16 protein-coding genes and 3 pseudogenes are annotated in these 19,189 nt (G+C 44.7%); 11 read left to right on the top strand and 8 right to left on the bottom strand.

What is annotated here, in order from left to right; all coding sequences use genetic code 11:
* The first annotated feature begins 30 nt into the window (after positions 1-30).
* The 5 genes and pseudogenes from surA to apaH all read left to right on the top strand — a co-directional run bounded on the left by surA (position 31) and on the right by apaH (position 4,402).
* Positions 31-1,326: a peptidylprolyl isomerase SurA gene (surA, locus tag KW548_04180; protein QXX07243.1), complete on the top strand. Its 1,296-nt coding sequence runs from the start codon at positions 31-33 to the stop codon at positions 1,324-1,326.
* Positions 1,316-2,308 (top strand): 4-hydroxythreonine-4-phosphate dehydrogenase PdxA, encoded by a 993-nt coding sequence (gene pdxA / locus KW548_04175; protein QXX07242.1) that lies wholly within the window; start codon positions 1,316-1,318, stop codon positions 2,306-2,308. Before surA ends, pdxA begins: the two co-directional genes overlap by 11 nt.
* A gap of 12 nt (positions 2,309-2,320) precedes the next feature.
* A complete protein-coding gene (rsmA, locus tag KW548_04170) occupies positions 2,321-3,127 on the top strand; it encodes a 16S rRNA (adenine(1518)-N(6)/adenine(1519)-N(6))-dimethyltransferase RsmA (protein QXX07241.1) in 807 nt (268 codons plus the stop codon).
* 71 nt (positions 3,128-3,198) lie between these two features.
* Complete coding sequence (gene apaG / locus KW548_04165; GenBank protein QXX07240.1) at positions 3,199-3,576, top strand: Co2+/Mg2+ efflux protein ApaG; 378 nt, start codon at positions 3,199-3,201, stop codon at positions 3,574-3,576.
* Positions 3,577-3,594: 18 nt separating this feature from the next.
* Positions 3,595-4,402, top strand: a pseudogene (gene apaH, locus KW548_04160) (bis(5'-nucleosyl)-tetraphosphatase (symmetrical) ApaH).
* Between the two features lie 151 nt (positions 4,403-4,553).
* Here the strand turns inward: apaH and folA are convergent.
* From folA to rplU, 6 genes and pseudogenes are all read right to left on the bottom strand, one after another.
* Positions 4,554-5,036, bottom strand: coding sequence for a type 3 dihydrofolate reductase (folA, locus tag KW548_04155; GenBank protein QXX07239.1), 483 nt, complete (start codon positions 5,034-5,036; stop codon positions 4,554-4,556).
* A gap of 22 nt (positions 5,037-5,058) precedes the next feature.
* On the bottom strand, positions 5,059-5,529 hold the full coding sequence (locus tag KW548_04150; protein ID QXX07238.1) for a threonine/serine exporter family protein: 471 nt from the start codon (positions 5,527-5,529) through the stop codon (positions 5,059-5,061).
* Positions 5,529-6,296, bottom strand: a complete 768-nt coding sequence (locus tag KW548_04145; GenBank protein QXX07237.1) for a threonine/serine exporter ThrE family protein — start codon at positions 6,294-6,296, stop codon at positions 5,529-5,531. Before KW548_04145 ends, KW548_04150 begins: the two co-directional genes overlap by 1 nt.
* 120 nt (positions 6,297-6,416) lie before the next feature.
* Positions 6,417-7,590: pseudogene (gene cgtA, locus KW548_04140) on the bottom strand (Obg family GTPase CgtA).
* Positions 7,591-7,868: 278 nt separating this feature from the next.
* The gene (rpmA, locus tag KW548_04135) at positions 7,869-8,126 is read right to left on the bottom strand and encodes a 50S ribosomal protein L27 (GenBank protein QXX07236.1); all 258 of its coding nucleotides are present in this window, start codon (positions 8,124-8,126) and stop codon (positions 7,869-7,871) included.
* Positions 8,127-8,144: 18 nt separating this feature from the next.
* Positions 8,145-8,456, bottom strand: coding sequence for a 50S ribosomal protein L21 (gene rplU, locus KW548_04130; protein QXX07235.1), 312 nt, complete (start codon positions 8,454-8,456; stop codon positions 8,145-8,147).
* Positions 8,457-8,728: 272 nt separating this feature from the next.
* Here rplU and ispB point away from each other — a divergent pair, with 272 nt between their 5' ends.
* From ispB to KW548_04105, 5 genes and pseudogenes are all read left to right on the top strand, one after another.
* A complete protein-coding gene (ispB, locus tag KW548_04125) occupies positions 8,729-9,700 on the top strand; it encodes an octaprenyl diphosphate synthase (protein ID QXX07234.1) in 972 nt (323 codons plus the stop codon).
* Between the two features lie 375 nt (positions 9,701-10,075).
* Positions 10,076-11,840 (top strand): annotated as a pseudogene (locus tag KW548_04120) (lysophospholipid acyltransferase family protein).
* A 254-nt stretch (positions 11,841-12,094) separates the two neighbouring features.
* A complete protein-coding gene (locus KW548_04115; protein ID QXX07233.1) occupies positions 12,095-13,174 on the top strand; it encodes a TRAP transporter substrate-binding protein in 1,080 nt (359 codons plus the stop codon).
* An 11-nt stretch (positions 13,175-13,185) separates the two neighbouring features.
* Entirely contained in the window at positions 13,186-13,734 is a 549-nt protein-coding gene (locus KW548_04110) for an MltR family transcriptional regulator (GenBank protein ID QXX07974.1), read from the top strand.
* A 37-nt stretch (positions 13,735-13,771) separates the two neighbouring features.
* Positions 13,772-14,416 carry an HAD family phosphatase gene (locus tag KW548_04105; GenBank protein ID QXX07973.1) on the top strand — a complete coding sequence of 215 codons (645 nt, stop codon included), beginning with the start codon at positions 13,772-13,774 and terminating at the stop codon, positions 14,414-14,416.
* Between the two features lie 57 nt (positions 14,417-14,473).
* Here the strand turns inward: KW548_04105 and glmS are convergent, their stop codons facing one another.
* Together glmS and KW548_04095 are read right to left on the bottom strand one after the other, a co-directional pair.
* Positions 14,474-16,306 (bottom strand): glutamine--fructose-6-phosphate transaminase (isomerizing), encoded by a 1,833-nt coding sequence (gene glmS, locus KW548_04100; protein QXX07232.1) that lies wholly within the window; start codon positions 16,304-16,306, stop codon positions 14,474-14,476.
* 112 nt (positions 16,307-16,418) lie between these two features.
* Positions 16,419-17,180 (bottom strand): DeoR family transcriptional regulator, encoded by a 762-nt coding sequence (locus KW548_04095; GenBank protein ID QXX07231.1) that lies wholly within the window; start codon positions 17,178-17,180, stop codon positions 16,419-16,421.
* A 434-nt stretch (positions 17,181-17,614) separates the two neighbouring features.
* Here KW548_04095 and pykF point away from each other — a divergent pair, with 434 nt between their 5' ends.
* The gene (gene pykF, locus KW548_04090; GenBank protein QXX07230.1) at positions 17,615-19,027 is read left to right on the top strand and encodes a pyruvate kinase PykF; all 1,413 of its coding nucleotides are present in this window, start codon (positions 17,615-17,617) and stop codon (positions 19,025-19,027) included.
* Positions 19,028-19,189 lie beyond the last annotated feature (162 nt).

Below are 19,189 nucleotides of genomic sequence, written 5' to 3'. Positions count from 1 at the left end.
TCGCAGGCTCATTCTTTTAACAGGAAATTTATGAAACTTTGGAAGCAAACCTTGTTTGGGCTAATTGCAGCCAGCCAGTTTTCTTTTGTACAAGCAGAGCCTGTCGAACTGGACAAAGTCGCGGTGATTGTAAATGGCGGCGTAGTATTGCAAAGTGATATAGAGACTTCTCTCAAAACTATTCGCGCGAATGCTAAACAAAACCAACAATCGCTACCTGCTGACGCGACTCTGCGTGAACAAGTCACAGAAAAGCTAATAGTAGACACCATCCAGCAGCAGGAAGCGCAACGTATTGGCATTCTTATCGATGACAGCCGCCTAAATGAAGCGATCGAAGAAATTGCAGAGAACAACAATCAGACGCTTGAGCAACTGACTGATTCTATAGCAAAAGAAGGATTGAGCTACGCGCAGTTCCGTGAACAGGTTCGCAAAGAAATTGCTGCTAGTGAAGCTCGAAACGCATTAGTTCGCCGTCGAATCAACATTTTGCCGGCTGAAGTTGATAACCTAGCAAATATGTTGGCTAAAGAAACCAACGCAACAGTACAATACAAAATTGGCCATATCCAACTTCGTGTGAATGATGGTGATGACAAGGCAGCCATTGAAGAGAAAGCCAATCAAATCGTCAAGGAGCTTAATCAAGGTGCTGATTTCAGCACTTTGGCATATACCTATTCAAAAGGTCCAAAAGCACTGCAAGGTGGTGATTGGGGCTGGATGCGCAAAGAAGAAATGCCTACTATCTTTGCAGACCAAATCAACCTAGAGAACAAAGGCAGTGTTATCGGTCCATTTCGCAGCGGTGTCGGTTTCCACATTCTAAAAATCGAGGATGTGAAAGGCCTAGAAACGGTTGCTGTGACAGAGGTCAATGCACGACATATTCTGATTAAACCTACAGTAATCCTCAGCGATGAAGGGGTGCAAAAAGAGTTACGCGATATCACTCGCCGTATTCAGTTGGGCGAAGCAACTTTTGGTGAAATGGCTCAGCAATATAGCCAAGATCCGGGGTCAGCAGCACAACAAGGTGAATTGGGTTTCCAGACTTCAGACCTCTACGTTCCTGAATTCAAACATCAAATTGACACTCTTCCTGTTGGCCAAATAAGCGAACCATTTAAAACCGTGCATGGTTGGCATATTGTCGAAGTGATGGAGCGCCGTGAGGTTGACCGCACAGATTCAGCGCTCAAGAATAAAGCCTATCGCATTATCTTTAATCGTAAATTTAATGAAGAAGCTAGTGCTTGGCTGCAAGAAATCAGGGCAAGTGCTTTCGTAGAAGTCGTCAAGGAAGGGCAAGATGACAATTAAGCGTATTGTGGTCACCGCAGGGGAGCCCGCAGGAATCGGACCGGATTTAGTTTTAGCCCTTTCGAAACAAAGCTGGCCACATCAAATAGTGGTCAGTGCCGATAAGGATTTGCTGGAGCAACGCGCTAAACAACTCGATATCAACGTACAACTAATTGATTATGATGCTGAGGCGCTTCCTACCCCTCAGCAAGCTGGCTCGTTGATTATCGATCATATTGCGCTTAATGTCCCTGCGATTGTGGGTCAGCTCGATGAGAAAAATGGCCACTATGTACTAGAAACACTAGAAAGAGCCGCTTTGGGCTGTATGAATGGTGAGTTTGATGCTATTGTCACTGGTCCTGTACACAAAGGCGTAATTAATCGAGCTGGCGTCGCGTTTAGTGGTCATACTGAGTTCTTTGCTGACAAATCAAATACACCACTGGTGGTGATGATGCTGGCCACAGAAGGACTCAGAGTTGCCTTGGTGACAACTCATATTCCATTGGCTTACGTTTCTAAAGCGGTAACCGAAGATAGACTAAAGAAAATAGTCCATATTCTCCATCAGGATTTGGTTGAGAAGTTTGCTATTTCATCACCTAAAATATACGTCTGTGGGTTGAATCCACACGCAGGAGAGGATGGCTGTCTGGGTAGGGAAGAGATTGACACCATCACACCAACGCTGAACAAGCTGCGCCAGGAAGACGGTATTGACCTTGTCGGTCCATTACCAGCTGATACGATTTTTAACGAAAAGTATCTCAACGAGGCGGATGCCGTACTAGGCATGTACCACGATCAGGTTCTTCCGGTGCTAAAATACAAAGGTTTCGGTCGTTCAGTGAACATTACTCTGGGCCTCCCATTTATCAGGACATCCGTGGATCACGGTACGGCATTAGACCTTGCAGGGACAGGTGATGCAGACACAGGAAGTTTTACAACGGCACTCGCTCATGCTATTGAGCTTGTCGACAAGAAAACCAGTTAACTTGAGAACACTATGAGAAATGATGTCCATTTAGGACACAAAGCACGTAAGCGCTTTGGTCAAAACTTCTTGAACGACCCATACATTATTGATGGGATTGTCTCTGCCATCAATCCTAAGCCAGGTCAAAACTTGGTTGAGATCGGTCCGGGTCTAGGCGCGATTACTGAGCCTGTAGGTCGAGAAGTCGATAAGTTCACTGTCATTGAACTTGACCGAGATCTCGCGGAACGTTTAAGGACTCATCCTGAACTTGCGGATAAGCTGACCATTCATGAAGGCGACGCCATGCGTTTTGACTTCACACAATTGGTTAAGCCTAACAATAAATTACGCATCTTTGGCAATCTACCATACAACATCTCTACACCTTTGATGTTCCACCTCTTTGAATACCATAAAGATATTCAAGACATGCACTTTATGCTGCAAAAAGAGGTGGTGAATCGTTTAGCCGCAGGCCCTGGCACTAAGGCTTATGGCCGTCTAACGGTAATGGCGCAATACTACTGTAAAGTCGTTCCGGTGCTAGAAGTGCCTCCAACAGCATTCGTCCCACCACCAAAAGTTGATTCAGCGGTTGTTCGCCTCGTCCCATATGAGACTCTGCCATACCCAGCGACCAGTCTGAATTGGTTAGATCGCGTTTGTCGTGAAGGCTTCAACCAAAGACGCAAAACCGTTCGCAACTGTTTTAAATCTCTGGTCGATGCTGAAACGCTGGAGCGGTTGGGTATTAACCCTGGTATGCGTCCCGAGAATCTGACTCTGGAACAGTTCGTTGATTTAGCTAACTGGTTAGACGCAAATCACAAATAATCTTCATATAATTAGAGTTGTAACCTGTTGGTCTACAGCTCTAATTTTTTGACTTGCACGCAGGAGTCTACATGGAAGCTAACCCTTGTATTAAAGTTCAAGTTCATACCAAATACATTTCGGAACAATCTCAACCCGATTCCAAGCGCTACGTCTTTGCCTATATCATAACTATTAAAAATTTAAGTAATCAAACCGTTAAGCTCATCAGTCGTCGATGGTTAATCACAGATGCCAATGGCAAACAAATGACCGTTGAGGGCGATGGTGTCGTAGGTCAGCAGCCTTTTATTCCAGGTAGTGATGAGTATACCTACAGCAGTGGTACCGCTCTAGAAACTCCCGTTGGCGTCATGCAAGGTCAATACATTCTTCTTGATGAGAAAGGCCGAGAGTTTATCACCGAAATTGAGCCGTTTAGACTTGCTCTACCTAATATTCTCAACTGATATCATTTAGGAATTTTTGTGTCCAATTATATTGTTGGTGATATTCAAGGCTGCTTTGATGAGCTGCAACTACTCCTTAAACAAGCCGGCTTCAAACCGCAATCTGATACACTCTGGGTTGCAGGAGATCTGGTTGCTCGAGGGCCAAAATCGTTAGAAACACTTCGCTTTATCAAAGATTTAGGCCAATCAGCTAAAGTGGTTTTAGGTAATCATGACCTGCACTTACTCGCCGTCTCAATAGGTGTACACAAAGTTAAGAGCAAGGATAAGACCGCTCCTATCTTTGATGCTGACGACAAACAAGAGCTACTCAATTGGCTTCGCCAGCAACCCCTTATCGCGGAGCATGATGAATTCATTATGTGCCATGCAGGCATTTCACCGCAATGGTCGCTTGATGTCGCTAGAAACTGTGCCAGAGAAGTCGAAGCCATTTTACAGAGTAAAGAATGGCATTGGCTGATCAAAAACATGTACGATAATCAGCCAGATTATTGGTATGACAAACTCAAGGGCATTGAGCGCTACCGATATATCATTAACGCCTTCACAAGAATGCGCTTCTGCTTTTCCGATGGAAGGCTAGATATGGCCTGTAAGCGGCCACCAAAAAGATGTCCAAGATAGTCATTTAACGCCATGGTTTAAACTTAACAATCGTATCCCGCTGAATAAGATAGTGTTGTTCGGCCATTGGGCAGCATTGGAAGGCTATACTGGCAAAGATGTCATTGGATTAGATACAGGTTGTGTGTGGGGTGGTAGCCTGACGATGTTGAGATGGGAAGATAAGCAGTTCTTTACTCAAAAGGCGTTATCTTAATATACCAACGTCATTCCCAAGCAGGAGGAACGACTAAGTTGGGAATCTCCAATAGTAAGCTCCCTTTTGTAAAGATTCCCTACTCTCTCCTTCGTCGCTCTATGGAATGACAATGATTTAATGCCTCACAGTTGAAATACGGAGCTATAAGCTAGCTTCTTTCCAATACGACAAAACGCATATCGTAGGCGTTCTTCTCATCAGCAGAATAAGACTCGGAGTAAGTTTCTTTAAACTCATCACTCCATGATGGGAACTGAGTATCGCCTTGAATCTCTGCTTTAATATGAGTGACATATAATTTATTGGCTTTAGGCAGGCAAGCCTCATAGATAGTACCACCACCAATGATCATCACTTCGTCTACCTCACCAGCAGCCTCTAAGGCCTGATCAATAGAGATCACTGTTGTGACGCCTTCAATGGCTAAGTTGGCATCACGGCTGATCACAATGTTCTGGCGGCCTGGAAGTGGACGGCCAATCGACTCGTACGTCTTACGTCCCATAACAACTGGCTTGCCCATAGTACAACGTTTGAACCAAGCAAAATCTGCTGGCAGATGCCACGGCATTTGATTGTCTTTACCAATTACTCGATCTTTTGCCATGGCGGCGATCATACTGATGATCATTGCTGATGCTCCTTTAAACGTCTCAGACTATCGATTTCCGGCGATAGAATAGCAACCCCGGCATGGCTAAGCCAACCGCTAATCCTGCAATTATAAACATTGCCTTGAGGAAGTTTTCCGCCAACATGGCCACCAACTCATGGCTGTATCCTCTGTGATTGAGCTCCACTAAGGCTATCATTGCCTTAAAAGCAAATACACCTGGAACCATAGGAATCAACGCGGCTACCGTAAACACTTTAGGATGAGCGAGAAAGCGATGAGACCAATGGATACCAATAATACTAACCAACATCGCAGCAAAAAAGGTGGCCCATTCGATAGGGATACCAAAATGCATCATCAAATAGCGTGAACCATGCCCAATTGCTCCCCCGATTGCACAATAAACTAAGGCTTTTTGAGGCACATTAAAAACTAAAGCAAAGCCCACAGCAGGAACCGCGGCAAACAGCATGTCGTTGAGCAAAGCAACCAATAAATCAAACCACATCACAACACCCACCCCCAGACACCAACTAGGCTCATGGCCGCGACGATACCAAGGCAGGTTGCCAAGGTAAGCAGGCTTGCCATAACAAAGCGAGCAATGCCCATATTGATATAGCCTTTGAGCATATCCGCGACAGCATTAATTAAAGGAAACCCTGGCACCAACATCAGTACCGAAGAGGCCATAACCAAAAACGGCGAATTACCCAGCCCATAAATCACCGCTTGTGCTGAAACAACAGTTGTAACAAACGCTGTCGCGGCAAAGTTCATCAAAGGATTAAAGTGACGATGGCCGATTTCCTGCCTGACTATCATCCCAATCGAAGAAGCGATGAATGTCATAGCAAAGACCACCCAATCGCCCCCCGCTAGTCGACTAAATGCAGCACAAGATAAACCGATCATTATTGCTACCAACCAACGATTGTATCGCTCTGGATTAATCTGGTCTAACTTATGCTGCGCTAAAGTATGATCGATGATTCCGCGTTCTAGCATTATGCAGATCCTCTGAACCTGAGTAATAACTCGCATGTTAATACCACGATCGGGGCTACGGCGTGCGGTGGTAATGCAGTGCTCTTGATACACAGTTGTCACCACTAACGAGCTGGCAGACAAAGAAACTTCGACTTCATCCATGCCACTAGCCAGTCCAATGCGTCGAGTCACATCCCCTACCAATGTGCTCTCTGCTCCGTGAGCAAGCAGCATTTGCCCGGCTTGAGCAATAAGGCGAGAAACACTGCGTTGTTTTGAAACCATAAATCAATCCTACTCCTTTAGAATCCTGCTATTGTGGCGAATCACGCCGACGATTGATTTGATTTAAATACAAAAAAGCCGCAATGCTTTAAACATTGCGGCTTTCAATCAACTTAAGGATTATTCGCGGACATAAACGACATGCCCGTCGTCTTCTTCATCGTCCCAATCATCCCAGTCATCGTCGTCTTCAGTAATGACGTCTTTGCCTGACATTGCGTCTTTATGGTAATCATCCCACATGAAGTCAACTTTCTCTTCTTCCGAGATCGCTTCTTCTTCACGAGGCAGATTTTCCATAAAATCAGCCAACTTGTAACAAAGCTCTTTGGTTCCTTGCTTATTCACCGCAGAGATCTTGTAGTAATCCTCTTCCCAGCCGAGAGCGTCGAGAATGTTTTGGATCACTTCGTTAACTTCTTCTTCAGGCATCAAGTCAACTTTGTTGAAGATAAGCCAACGCGGCTTATCTGCTAGCTTCTCACTGTACTGCTCAAGCTCATCAATGATGGTTAACGCATTTTGCACGGGATCACTTTGATCAATCGGCATAATGTCGATCATATGCAGTAGAACTCGACAGCGCTCTAAATGCTTCAAGAAGCGAATACCAAGACCAGCACCATCAGCAGCGCCTTCGATCAATCCAGGAATATCAGCGACAACAAAGCTCTTTTCAGGTACGACACTAACTACACCTAAGCTAGGGATCAAAGTCGTAAATGGATAGTCAGCTACTTTTGGCTTAGCGGCTGACACCGAGCGAATAAATGTTGATTTACCTGCATTCGGTAAACCAAGCATACCCACATCAGCAAGCAACAATAGCTCTAAGCGAACTTCACGGATCTCGCCTTTAGTGCCCAAGGTTTTTTGACGTGGTGCGCGGTTGACCGACGACTTAAAACGCGTATTACCTAAACCGTGCCAGCCACCTTTTGCGACCATGATTTTTTTTGCCATGCTCTGCGACTTCCGCCACGATTTCATTAGTGTGAATATCCACAGCACGAGTTCCGACAGGTACACGCAGCACCTTATCTTTCCCTCGTTTACCTGTACAATTACCACCGCGCCCATTTTCTCCGCGCTCCGCTTCGTAGAAGCGCTGAAAACGATAGTCAATCAGGGTATTAAGGTTTTCATCAGCTTGGATATAGACGTCGCCACCATCACCACCGTCACCACCATCTGGGCCACCTTTCGCAACGAATTTCTCTCTCCAGAAACTCACTACACCGTTACCGCCATCTCCGGCTTGAACTTTAACTACCGCTTCATCAACGAATTTCATCTCTTACTCCGCCCAATTACTACTTATCGTAGCTGCGTTGCAAATATCATCTCACTGACCCTGTTTCGGGATGTGAATGATATAAATTCTAGCAGATCCTAATTTCAGATCGATCACCTAAAATCCCAGATCGTTCTGCTACTCAGGAACATATAATGAGGGACTTTTTTGCAAAGTGCCTTAGTATCTATTCCAGCTTGCTACAAATAAAAAACCCCGCCGAATCGGCAGGGCTTTTGAATTCAGCTAGAAGCCTAAATTCTTAATCTCAGCGAGGATTACTCAGCTTCGATACTTACGAATTTACGGTTCTTAGGACCTTTCACTTCGAACTTCACTTTACCTTCAGTAAGAGCGAATAGAGTGTGGTCTTTACCGATACCAACGTTAGTACCAGCGTGGAACTTAGTACCACGTTGACGAACAATGATGTTACCTGCAAGAACAGACTCACCACCGAAACGCTTAACACCTAGACGTTTGCTTTCTGAATCGCGGCCGTTACGAGTAGAACCACCAGCTTTTTTGTGTGCCATTGTTAACTCTCCTAATAATTAAGCGTTGATACCAGTGATCTTCACTTCAGTGAACCACTGACGGTGACCCTGTTGCTTACGAGAGTGCTTACGACGACGGAACTTAACGACTTTAACTTTGTCGCCACGACCGTGTTGTACAACTTCAGCAACTACTTTGCCGCCCTCTACTAGAGGAGCGCCAACTTGAACGTCTTCGCCGTTAGCAACAAGAAGAACTTTATCAAATTCAACAGTTGCACCAGTTTCTACGTCTAATTTCTCTAAACGAAGAGTTTGACCTTCGCTTACACGGTGTTGTTTACCACCAGATTGGAAAACAGCGTACATATCTTACTCCGCTTTTTCCGCACAGCCTTATGCTTGTTTATTGAGCATCATGGGTGTGCGCTAAACTAATCATCAATAGGGCGCAGATTCTACAGAAGAGATGTCCCTATGACAAGCCATATTTTTAAAAAATTGGCGAAAAGCTAATCGCCAGATAAAAGTGCCGCAATCATGCCCTTTAGCCATGTATTTATCAACGTTTTTTAGTGTATTATTCAGCAATAAAGTCAGATAAGAAGACCTTACTAGTTCTAACTTCAGCCGGATTTACAATGGATTTTAAAGCTATCCAAGCTCTAACTGCCGACGACATGGCAAAAGTGAATGAAACCATTCACGCTCAACTCAACTCTGACGTATCTTTAATCAACCAATTAGGTTTTTACATCGTTAGTGGTGGTGGTAAACGTATACGTCCTCTTTTAGCCGTATTATCTGCTCGTGCTCTGGGTTATCAGGGCCAAGCGCATACAACAGCGGCTGCGTTTATTGAGTTTATTCATACTGCAACATTACTTCATGACGATGTGGTTGATGAGTCACATATGCGCCGGGGTAAAGCCACAGCCAACGCCGCTTTCGGAAATGCTGCCAGCGTTTTGGTTGGTGATTTTATTTACACACGCTCTTTTCAGATGATGACAGAGCTAGGATCAATGAAGATCCTCAAACTAATGAGTGATTCAGTCAACGTTATCGCCGAAGGCGAAGTCCAACAGCTCATGAACTGCAATGATCCAGATACGACTGAAGAAAGCTACATGCAGGTTATTTACTCAAAAACGGCTCGATTGTTTGAAGCCGCAACACAAATAGGGGCTATTCTCAATGAAGCCCCTGCTGATATGGAACTTGCCTTACAGAATTACGGCAAGTTCCTAGGGACGGCTTTCCAACTGATCGATGACGTGATGGATTATACGTCTGACGGTGAAGACATGGGTAAAAATGTCGGCGATGACTTAGCTGAAGGTAAACCTACCCTACCGCTACTTTACGCAATGCTCCACGGTTCGCCAGAACAAACCAGCATGATTCGTGAAGCCATTGAGAAGTCGAATGGTATGGAGAAACTTTCAGCCATCATGGAAGCGATGGAACAAACGGGCGCTCTGAAATATACCCGCGAAAAAGCTTATCAAGAAGCGGACAAGGCTATAGCAGAACTGAAAGTACTGCCAGAGTCTCAGTATAAAGAAGCGCTCGTCGCATTAGCCCACATGGCAGTTCACCGGACTAAATAATCGTTTAAAACAAGTTAACGGGAACCCTTGGTTCCCGTTTATTCCAGTGCAGCAAGTCGAAGGTTTATTGGCTCTACTATTACTAATATTGAGCGAAGTCTTGTGCCGCGCTTTATCAGTAATAAGCCTTTACATACCTATTTCAACCTAGCAGTAGATCACCAACACGGGCAAACATTACCTATGTTTTGCGACCAATCGTTTGATTCGTTCGAGTAAGCTTCCACTGTTACACCTAAAATTAGTAATGCGCTACCATTTATTCTTGGATCATGAAATCGTCATAGCTCATTCATAAATCTCTCATTTTTCTGACCTCAAATTGCAATCAAACCGACCTAACCTCGGTTTGTCAATCGTAGAACCGAGGACAGTATGGAAGTTTCGAGCCCTTTTCGTTTACCACGTAAGACACCTTTTGGTTTAGGAGAAAACTTAGCCGAGTGGGCCACTGGTCTGCAAAAAGCTTGATCGGTATTACGCACTGCGGCCAACTGACTGTGACAGCAAAGCTTTTCTGCGATTTACTCTAGAGATACTTGGCATTGAATATCAGGTAATCAAAGGCTCTTTGATGCATATCCCCACCCAAGGCGCAACAGTGGTCGTCGCCAACCATCCTCTTGGCTGCGTTGAAGGGGTGATATTGGCAGAGCTACTGCTGCACGTCAGAGACGATGTGCAGATATTGGCAAACCAGTATTTAAAAACCGTCCCTGAGCTGGATAAACTGTTTATCGGTGTCGATGTATTTGAAGGCCAGAACGCCCACAAAGCGAACCTGAAAGCGCTTCGACAGGCTCACCAACATTTAGATCAAGGTGGGCTATTACTCCTTTTCCCCGCAGGAGAAGTCTCCCAACTGGTTGATCGTAAGACTCAACGTATTGAAGATAAAGAATGGAGCCGCTCAGTGAGCAGCTTAGTACGTAAGGCCAGAGCGAATACCATACCAATGTTTATCGATGGTCAAAACTCCAAGCGCTTCTATATGGCTGGTAAAGTCCACCCACTACTTAGAACCTTAATGCTCGGCCGCGAACTACTCAATAAAAACCAGCGGCCAATCAATATATCCATCGGTTCGGCAATCAAGTTTAAAGAAGTGAACGGCCTAACAGACGCGCAAATTGTTAACTACCTTCGCCTCAATACCTACTTATTCCAAAACAAAACCTTAAGTGCTGAAAACACTGAAGAGTTGGAGTCCAACCCTTTACCTGTCGCACATGCTTTACCCGTTCAAGATCTTAAAACGGATCTTACCAAGCTACCAGCTGAACATCACTTGTTGACCAGTGGTGAGTTTGACGTCTATTGCACTGACGCCGAACATATCCCTTCATTACTGCATGAAATAGGCAGGCTGAGAGAGAATAACTTTCGTAAAGTAGGTGAAGGCACAGGGCTTGCTTTAGACATCGACGAATTTGATCGTTACTACAAGCATCTGTTTATCTGGGATAGAGATAATGAATGCTTAGTTGGCGCCTATCGTCTTGGGTTAATCGATAAGATCATACAGCATAAAGGTTTGTCCGGCCTTTATTCGAGAACCCTTTTTCATTACGGCGAAAACTTTCTAAACACCATGGGCAAATCGATTGAAATGGGTCGATCGGTGATTGATGAGCCTTATCAGAAAAGTATGGGCGCTCTGCTATTGCTCTGGAAAGGGATCGCAACTTTCGTCCACCGCAATCCAAGCTATACGCATTTGTTTGGCCCTGTCAGTATCAGCAACGACTATAGTGAACAAGCGAGACAACTGCTTGCGGATACCATGACTCTCCATTATTACGACTCAGAGAAAGCCGAATACGTAACACCATCGCATCCTCTGCCAGTTCAACCCAAAAACTGGAATACTAGCATGCTGACCGCGTTGGGCGATCTCCAGCTATTGTCGCGAGTGATTGCACGTATTGATGACGGCAAAGGGGTTCCCGTATTGTTGCGTCAATACTTAGGTCTTAATGGTAAGTTAGTGTCATTCAATGTCGATCCATCTTTTAACAATGCATTGGATGGATTGATCATGGTTGATCTTCAGCAAGTACCTGTCAAAACACTAGCCCGTTACATGGGCACTTCTCAAGCCCAGCAGTATCTAGCGCATCACACCCCTAAACTTGATTGAACACTAACGAAAAGGCTGCGTGACTTACGCAGCACTTTTGCTATCCAGAGAATTCACTTGATTTAAAATAAATTTCGAAGCGATCTTTTACACCTCAACTTAGTAACAAAGCAACAATCTTTCATGGCTGCTGAAAAACCGACTTTTATATCGATTGACCAAAATTATGCCAATTAAAAATCCATTGACGGAACTATCATCTAACTGAAATCTAGGGGCAACGATAATCACAATAACAGGAATTAGCTCCCATCATGATGCCATCTCATACAACCATTCGCTCTACAGTTACTGGCGCCATCGCGTTGGTATTAGGCTTAGCGTCTATCACCAGTTTCGCGGCGGAAAAAGTCTATCGACTCAAGCTAGCTGAAACTTGGGGACCAAATACTCCGATTCTAGGTGATGCCACCAAGAACGTGGCTCAGTTAGCAGAGGAGATGTCTAACGGTCGGCTTAAGATTCGCATTGACTCTGCCAATAAGCACAAAGCGCCATTGGGCATTTTCGATATGGTCAAATCAGGTCAGTACGATCTTGGGCACTCCAGTTCGTATTATTGGAAAGGTAAAGTACCTAATACACTGTATTTCTCTTCCATGCCCTTCGGGATGATCACGACCGAGCAATACGCTTGGTTTTATCGTGGTGGTGGTATGGAGTTGATGGAAAAAGTCTACGCACCGCATAACTTGCTTTCGTTCCCTGGTGGCAACTCCGATATCCAGATGGGTGGTTGGTTTAAAAAAGAGATCAACACCGTTGAAGATCTTAAAGGTCTAAAAATTCGTATTCCTGGATTTGCCGGTGAAGTAATGGCCAAAGTTGGAGCAAAACCAACCAACATAGCGCCTGGCGAACTGTATACCTCACTTGAACGAGGTACAATTGATGCGCTTGAATGGGTAGGCCCTGCTTTCGATTTGCGTATGGGTTTTCAAAAAATCGCCCCCTACTATTACACAGCGTGGCACGAGCCTGGCTCTGAAACTCAATTCCTAGTCAACAAAAAAACGTGGGACAGACTACCTAAAGATCTTCAATCGATCCTAGAAACAGCTTTCAGGGTGGCGGCATTTGATATGTACACTCAGGCAATCGATGCCAATGCCAACAGCTGGGCGAGCATGAGTGCTGAATATCCCAACATTAAAGTTCGAGATTTTCCACCGGAAGTGCTCAGTGCAATGCAAACCGCGACTCAAGAACTGTTAGAAGAGCTAGCGAACAAAGATGAACTAGCAAAGGAGATCATCAGCTCTCAGAAACAGTACCTGACTAAGGTGCGTGCCTGGACCAATATTTCTTCCAAAGCCTATCTAGATAGCAATTAAACCTTTTGTGGGTGGCAAAATGTCCTTGCCACCCACTTGAAAGCGACTGCCGTTCTTCTCTAGAGCGATTAAACAACGCACCTTCGGTTCGCGGCTTTTTTATTGCTACTGTTGATGTGTTTAATGACTCTATTGATGCGTTGATGCAGCGTATTTTCCAGAAAGATAACTTTGCGGTTCAATCTGTTGTCGGTCCACTGCTTCATGATTCAGGTCCACTGGGTGACTTATCAGTGCGTCTTAAACTCTTGTTTGGTTTAGGGGTACTACCCAACGATGTTTATCACGACATCGAAGATATCATCAAAATCAAAAACATCTTAAACGGTGATGTGACCGATTATGAATTTACCGACCCCAATATCTTAGACCCTATAAAGAAGCTTAATCTGGTCAAAAAAATGGGCATGGTACATATGGAAGTCATGGAACCGGATGATGATATCGATCTCGAGTTTTATCAGTTACAACTGAAACGCCAGCAACAAATAATCAAGTCTGGTCTCTCTCTCGCCATCGTTGAAATATGCAATGAACTAGGTAAAGAGAGCCCATTCTAATCATTGTGTAAGCCCCACACTATAGAAAGAACCTGATATTCTCAAAGCGGTACTCTTCGACATGGATGGCCTTATTTTTGACAGTGAGTCTATTTACAAACAAAGCTGGCAATTCGCGGATCTGGAGCAAGGGCTATCACTATCTGATGACTTTTATCAGCAGTTTATTGGTGTACAAGATCCGGAATGCGAACAACAGCTTGTAGACTACTTTCAAAGCGCTATCGATATACATCGTTATCGAAGCATTCGAGACCAGCACTACCACAACCTAAGATCTCACGGTATCCCTCTCAAACCAGGATTTGAACCGCTCCTTAGTGCTATAAAACAACGCGATCTACTCACGGCTATCGTCACCTCTTCGCAACGTTCGGATGTCGAACATAACTTTCGGACAAGTCACTATTTAGCGCAATTTGATCTCATTATTAGTGCTGAAGATGTCACTCTCGGCAAACCTAATCCCGACTGCTATAAGATGGCTTATTGCCAGCTAGGGGTTGATGCAAAACAATGCCTAGTACTGGAAGATTCGAACAACGGAATCAAAGCTGCCCTAGCAGCAGAGTGCAACGCGGTGATGATTCCTGATCTTCTGCCACCTCTTCGTGAGTTGAAAAGCAAGATAACCGTCTTAAATCAACTGGACGAAGTGATTCCATTGCTGGATAACATGTAAACAGATTAAAACTAAAAAACCGAGGCAATGCCTCGGTTTTCATTTGTCTAACTGAAGTTACTCTACCGTTACCGCTTTGGCTAAGTTACGTGGTTGATCTACGTCCGTACCTTTGATGAGTGCAACATAGTAAGACAGTAGCTGCATCGGAACCGTATAGTAGATAGGTGCAGTGATGTCACTTACGTGAGGCATCGTGATGATCTTCATGGTTTCATCAGCTTCAAAGCCGGCCTCTGCATCAGCGAAAACATACAGCAAGCCACCACGCGCACGCACTTCTTCAATATTCGACTTAAGTTTTTCAAGCAGTTCATTACTCGGTGCGACAACAACCACTGGCATATCAGCATCAATCAGAGCAAGAGGACCATGTTTCAATTCACCCGCCGCATAAGCTTCTGCGTGAATGTAAGAGATTTCTTTCAGCTTCAAAGAAGCTTCCATAGCAATCGGGTAAAATTCACCACGGCCAAGGAACAAGGTGTGGTGCTTATCAGCAAAATCTTCCGCTAGAGCTTCAATATCTTTCTCAAACGATAGCGCAGAGTTGATCTGTTTTGGTAATGCATGCAGTGCTTCAACAATCTCTTTTTCTTTCTCTTTGCTTACACGGCTTTGCTGCTTACCAAGTGCCGTCACTAGCATTAGCAGTGCTGAAAGCTGAGTTGTGAAGGCTTTCGTTGATGCAACGCCGATTTCGACGCCAGCGCGTGTCATGAAAGCAAAATCAGACTCACGAACTAACGAAGAGCCTGCAACGTTACAAATCGTCATTGCCGCCATGTAGCCTTTCTCTTTAGCAAGGCGAAGCGCTGCCAAAGTATCAGCCGTTTCACCTGATTGAGATAAAGTGATCAGCAGGCTATTTGGACGAGTCACAAATTTGCGGTATCGGAACTCAGACGCAATTTCCACATCGCAACTTACGCCTGCAATATCTTCAAACCAGTAGCGTGCAGTCATTCCCGCATTATAAGACGTGCCGCATGCGACGATCTGTACGTGCTCAACTTTACTCAAGATTTCTGCCGCATTAACACCAATAGCTTCGGTGACAACTGAATCCGATGTTAGGCGGCCTTCCATTGTGTTAATTAAAGCCGTTGGTTGTTCGTAGATTTCTTTTTGCATAAAGTGACGGTACTGGCCTTTGTCACCCGCATCGTGCTCTGCGTTTGACTCAATGATTTCACGCTCAACACGTTCACCAGAAAGATCAAACACGTTCACTTCACGACGAGTAATTTCAGCCACATCGCCTTCTTCCAGATACATAAAGCGACGGGTCACATTTAGCAATGCAAGCTGATCTGAAGCGAGGAAGTTTTCACCGACACCGAAACCAATGACGATCGGGCTGCCAGAGCGAGCAACAACAATGCGTGAAGGATCTTTGCGATCAACAGCAACTGTACCGTAAGCGCCTTCAAGTTGCTTGGCAGTTTTCTGAACCGCCTCAAGTAGTGAGTCAGCAGTGCGTAGCTCCCACTCAACCATGTGAGCAATGACTTCAGTGTCCGTTTGGGAGTCAAATACATAGCCACGAGATTTCAGCAGCTCACGCAGCTCTTCATGATTTTCAATGATGCCATTATGCACAACAGCAATATCACCAGACATGTGCGGGTGTGCATTAGCCTCTGAAGGCTCACCGTGGGTCGCCCAACGCGTGTGAGCGATACCTGTCCCACCGACCACTTCCGCTGCGTCCACAGCGTCCGCCAGTTCCTGAACTTTACCCAGACGGCGAAGGCGAGTCAGATTAGAATCACCATCAACTACAGCAACACCTGCAGAGTCATAACCACGGTATTCAAGGCGGCGTAAGCCTTCCACCAGAATTTCAGCCACATCTCGTTGTGCTACTGCACCGACGATTCCACACATATTTGTATCTCCGTTTTTTGGTATCCCTTCCTCATCCGAGGTACGCAATCTAGACAGCAAGCAAAAAAGCCAAATTGACGGGATTAAATTGATTAATTTGTTTTAAATAGCTTTATACGCAAATAACTTTCACATCATGAGATTCAATTTGCTGTTTGAACTCAGGATTTAAGTCTTTGTTAGTAATTAAGATATCGATGGAAGTCCAAGCCAGTTCGAGGTTTGGAATCTTACGACCAATTTTTTCAGATTCGACCATCACAATGACTTCACGTGACACTTCAGCCATCACTTTACTTAGGCCGACCAATTCATTAAATGTTGTCGTACCTCGCTCTAAGTCAACGCCATCAGCACCAATAAATAGCTGGTCAAAGTCATATGAGCGTAGTACCGACTCAGCCACTTGTCCTTGAAAAGACTCAGAATGTGCATCCCAAGTCCCGCCCGTCATCAATAACGTAGGCTCACTTTCAAGCTCATTAAGCGCGTTCGCCACATTGAGTGAGTTGGTCATTACAACCAAACCACGCATACCATCCAGTTGCTTGATCAATGAAGCGGTTGTGCTGCCACTGTCGATCACAATGCGATTGTGCTCGCGGATCAGCTTGGCGGCCGCTTGGGCGAGTTCATTCTTACGAATCGAAACATTTTCGCTCAATTCATCGCTGACGACTTCTTTTGGTAATGCGATAGCACCACCATAGCGACGCAATAATTGGCCATTTTTCTCTAAAGAGGCAAGATCCTTTCGAATTGTTACTTCAGAAGTCTCAAATTGGAGAGATAAAGCCTCAACACTGACCTCACCTTTTTCATTTACCAAATTAGAAATTGCGTGTCTTCTTAGTTGCGTGTTTCGTTTCGACATCTTAATTTCATTTAACAAGTTTCGTTGTGAAAGAAATTATAGTCAAACCGAAACTTTAAAGTCCATTTATTTTGAACCAAAAAATAAAAAAATAGCGGCAAAACCTTGTCCTAAGACAATTCTTAAACAGTGATATTGGCGTGAATCAGTGGTAGAATTCGCCACCGAAAAGAAAAAAAAATTACAGAATTGACCGTTATTTTTTTGCAACTAACCGCATATATCCTAGGTTAGTCACAGAAATGCTGAGTATTATCCAGACAGTTTGGTCATAAAATGACTAAACTTGTTGAAAGACTTTCAGTTCTGAAGTCGACGACAACATTGATGTTCTCTTGTATATAGAAGGCTCGAAATGCCAGGCGGGAACCCTCGACTTCAGCGAGATAAATGACTTTCAGATTGTAACTATTATTGACCGGAGAATATCTTCCATGAAAAAGACCAAAATCGTATGTACGATTGGCCCTAAAACTGAATCTGTAGAGAAGCTAACTGAACTCGTAAATGCAGGCATGAACGTAATGCGCCTAAACTTCTCACACGGTGACTACCAAGAGCACGGCACTCGTATTGCGAACTTCCGTAAAGTAATGGAAGAGTCTGGTAAGCAACTGGCCATCCTTTTAGATACTAAAGGCCCAGAGATCCGTACTATCAAGCTAGAAAATGGCGACGACGTTGATCTGGTTGCTGGTCAGGAGTTCACTTTCACAACTGACACTTCAGTTGTGGGCGACAAAGACAAAGTAGCGGTAACTTACGCAGGTTTCGCAGCAGACCTTAACGTTGGTAACACTATCCTAGTGGACGACGGTCTGATCGAAATGGAAGTACTGGCTACTTCAGAAACTGAAGTGAAATGTAAGGTACTGAACAACGGCGCACTAGGCGAAAACAAAGGGGTTAACCTACCTGGCGTTTCAGTAAACCTACCTGCTCTATCTGAAAAAGATAAGAACGACCTTAAGTTTGGTTGTGAGCAAGGCGTTGACTTTGTTGCAGCCTCTTTCATCCGTAAAGCGTCTGACGTGAAAGAAATTCGCGAAGTGCTTGCGGCTAACGGCGGTGAAAACATCCACATCATCTCTAAAATCGAAAACCAAGAAGGTGTTGATAACTTCGATGAGATCCTAGAGCTGTCTGACGGTATCATGGTTGCTCGTGGTGACCTAGGTGTTGAAATCCCAGCGGAAGAAGTGATCTTCGCTCAGAAGATGATGATCGAGAAATGTAACCGTGCTCGTAAGATGGTTATCACAGCGACTCAAATGCTTGATTCTATGATCAACAACCCACGTCCTACTCGTGCAGAAGCAGGCGACGTTGCGAACGCAGTGATGGACGGTACTGATGCTGTCATGCTTTCTGGCGAAACAGCCAAAGGTAAGTACCCAGTTGAAGCGGTAACTATCATGGCTCAAATCGCAAATCGCACAGATGCAGCACTAAAAGCGGAACTAGGTTCTCGCCTTGATAGCCCTCGTCTGCGTATCACTGAAGCAGTATGTAAAGGCGCTGTAGACACAGCTGAGAAACTAGCAGCTCCACTGATTGTTGTTGCAACTGAAGGTGGTAAATCAGCTCGCTCAGTACGTAAGTACTTCCCAACAGCAAACATCCTTGCACTGACTAACAATGCAAAAACAGCAGCTCAGCTTGTGCTAACAAAAGGTGTTCGCCCTGTGTTGGTTGATTCAATCGACAGTACTGACGCATTCTACGTACTAGGTAAAGAACTCGCACTTGAATCTGGTCTAGGTAACAAAGGTGACATCGTTGTTATGGTATCTGGCGCTCTAGTTGCTTCTGGTACAACAAACACAGCTTCTGTTCACGTTCTATAAGAACCGAATAAATATTCACTTTTTAAAGAGGGCCTCGGCCCTCTTTTTTTATCCCTTCCTCTTGTCTCACTATTTGGTACGCTGTATTATCCATCAAAGTATTGCATACCATTAAATTCACGACAGTTTTATATCGCGCTGTATTTATGCAAATGAGGAAAG

Origin of the sequence: Vibrio neptunius (genome assembly GCA_019339365.1) — a bacterium.
Lineage (GTDB): Bacteria > Pseudomonadota > Gammaproteobacteria > Enterobacterales > Vibrionaceae > Vibrio > Vibrio neptunius.
This window is presented reverse-complemented; position numbering and strand designations above follow the sequence as displayed.

What these genes read in the sequence shown, in the direction of transcription:
- KW548_04115 (QXX07233.1), top strand. Translation starts at nt 12,095, where the DNA reads ATGATGCCATCTCATACAACCATTCGCTCTACAGTTACTGGCGCCATC.
- KW548_04145 (QXX07237.1), bottom strand. Translation starts at nt 6,296, where the DNA reads ATGGTTTCAAAACAACGCAGTGTTTCTCGCCTTATTGCTCAAGCCGGG.
- glmS (QXX07232.1), bottom strand. Translation starts at nt 16,306, where the DNA reads ATGTGTGGAATCGTCGGTGCAGTAGCACAACGAGATGTGGCTGAAATT.
- rsmA (QXX07241.1), top strand. Translation starts at nt 2,321, where the DNA reads ATGAGAAATGATGTCCATTTAGGACACAAAGCACGTAAGCGCTTTGGT.
- KW548_04150 (QXX07238.1), bottom strand. Translation starts at nt 5,529, where the DNA reads ATGTGGTTTGATTTATTGGTTGCTTTGCTCAACGACATGCTGTTTGCC.
- rplU (QXX07235.1), bottom strand. Translation starts at nt 8,456, where the DNA reads ATGTACGCTGTTTTCCAATCTGGTGGTAAACAACACCGTGTAAGCGAA.
- apaG (QXX07240.1), top strand. Translation starts at nt 3,199, where the DNA reads ATGGAAGCTAACCCTTGTATTAAAGTTCAAGTTCATACCAAATACATT.
- surA (QXX07243.1), top strand. Translation starts at nt 31, where the DNA reads ATGAAACTTTGGAAGCAAACCTTGTTTGGGCTAATTGCAGCCAGCCAG.
- pdxA (QXX07242.1), top strand. Translation starts at nt 1,316, where the DNA reads ATGACAATTAAGCGTATTGTGGTCACCGCAGGGGAGCCCGCAGGAATC.
- ispB (QXX07234.1), top strand. Translation starts at nt 8,729, where the DNA reads ATGGATTTTAAAGCTATCCAAGCTCTAACTGCCGACGACATGGCAAAA.
- folA (QXX07239.1), bottom strand. Translation starts at nt 5,036, where the DNA reads ATGATCATCAGTATGATCGCCGCCATGGCAAAAGATCGAGTAATTGGT.
- KW548_04095 (QXX07231.1), bottom strand. Translation starts at nt 17,180, where the DNA reads ATGTCGAAACGAAACACGCAACTAAGAAGACACGCAATTTCTAATTTG.
- rpmA (QXX07236.1), bottom strand. Translation starts at nt 8,126, where the DNA reads ATGGCACACAAAAAAGCTGGTGGTTCTACTCGTAACGGCCGCGATTCA.
- pykF (QXX07230.1), top strand. Translation starts at nt 17,615, where the DNA reads ATGAAAAAGACCAAAATCGTATGTACGATTGGCCCTAAAACTGAATCT.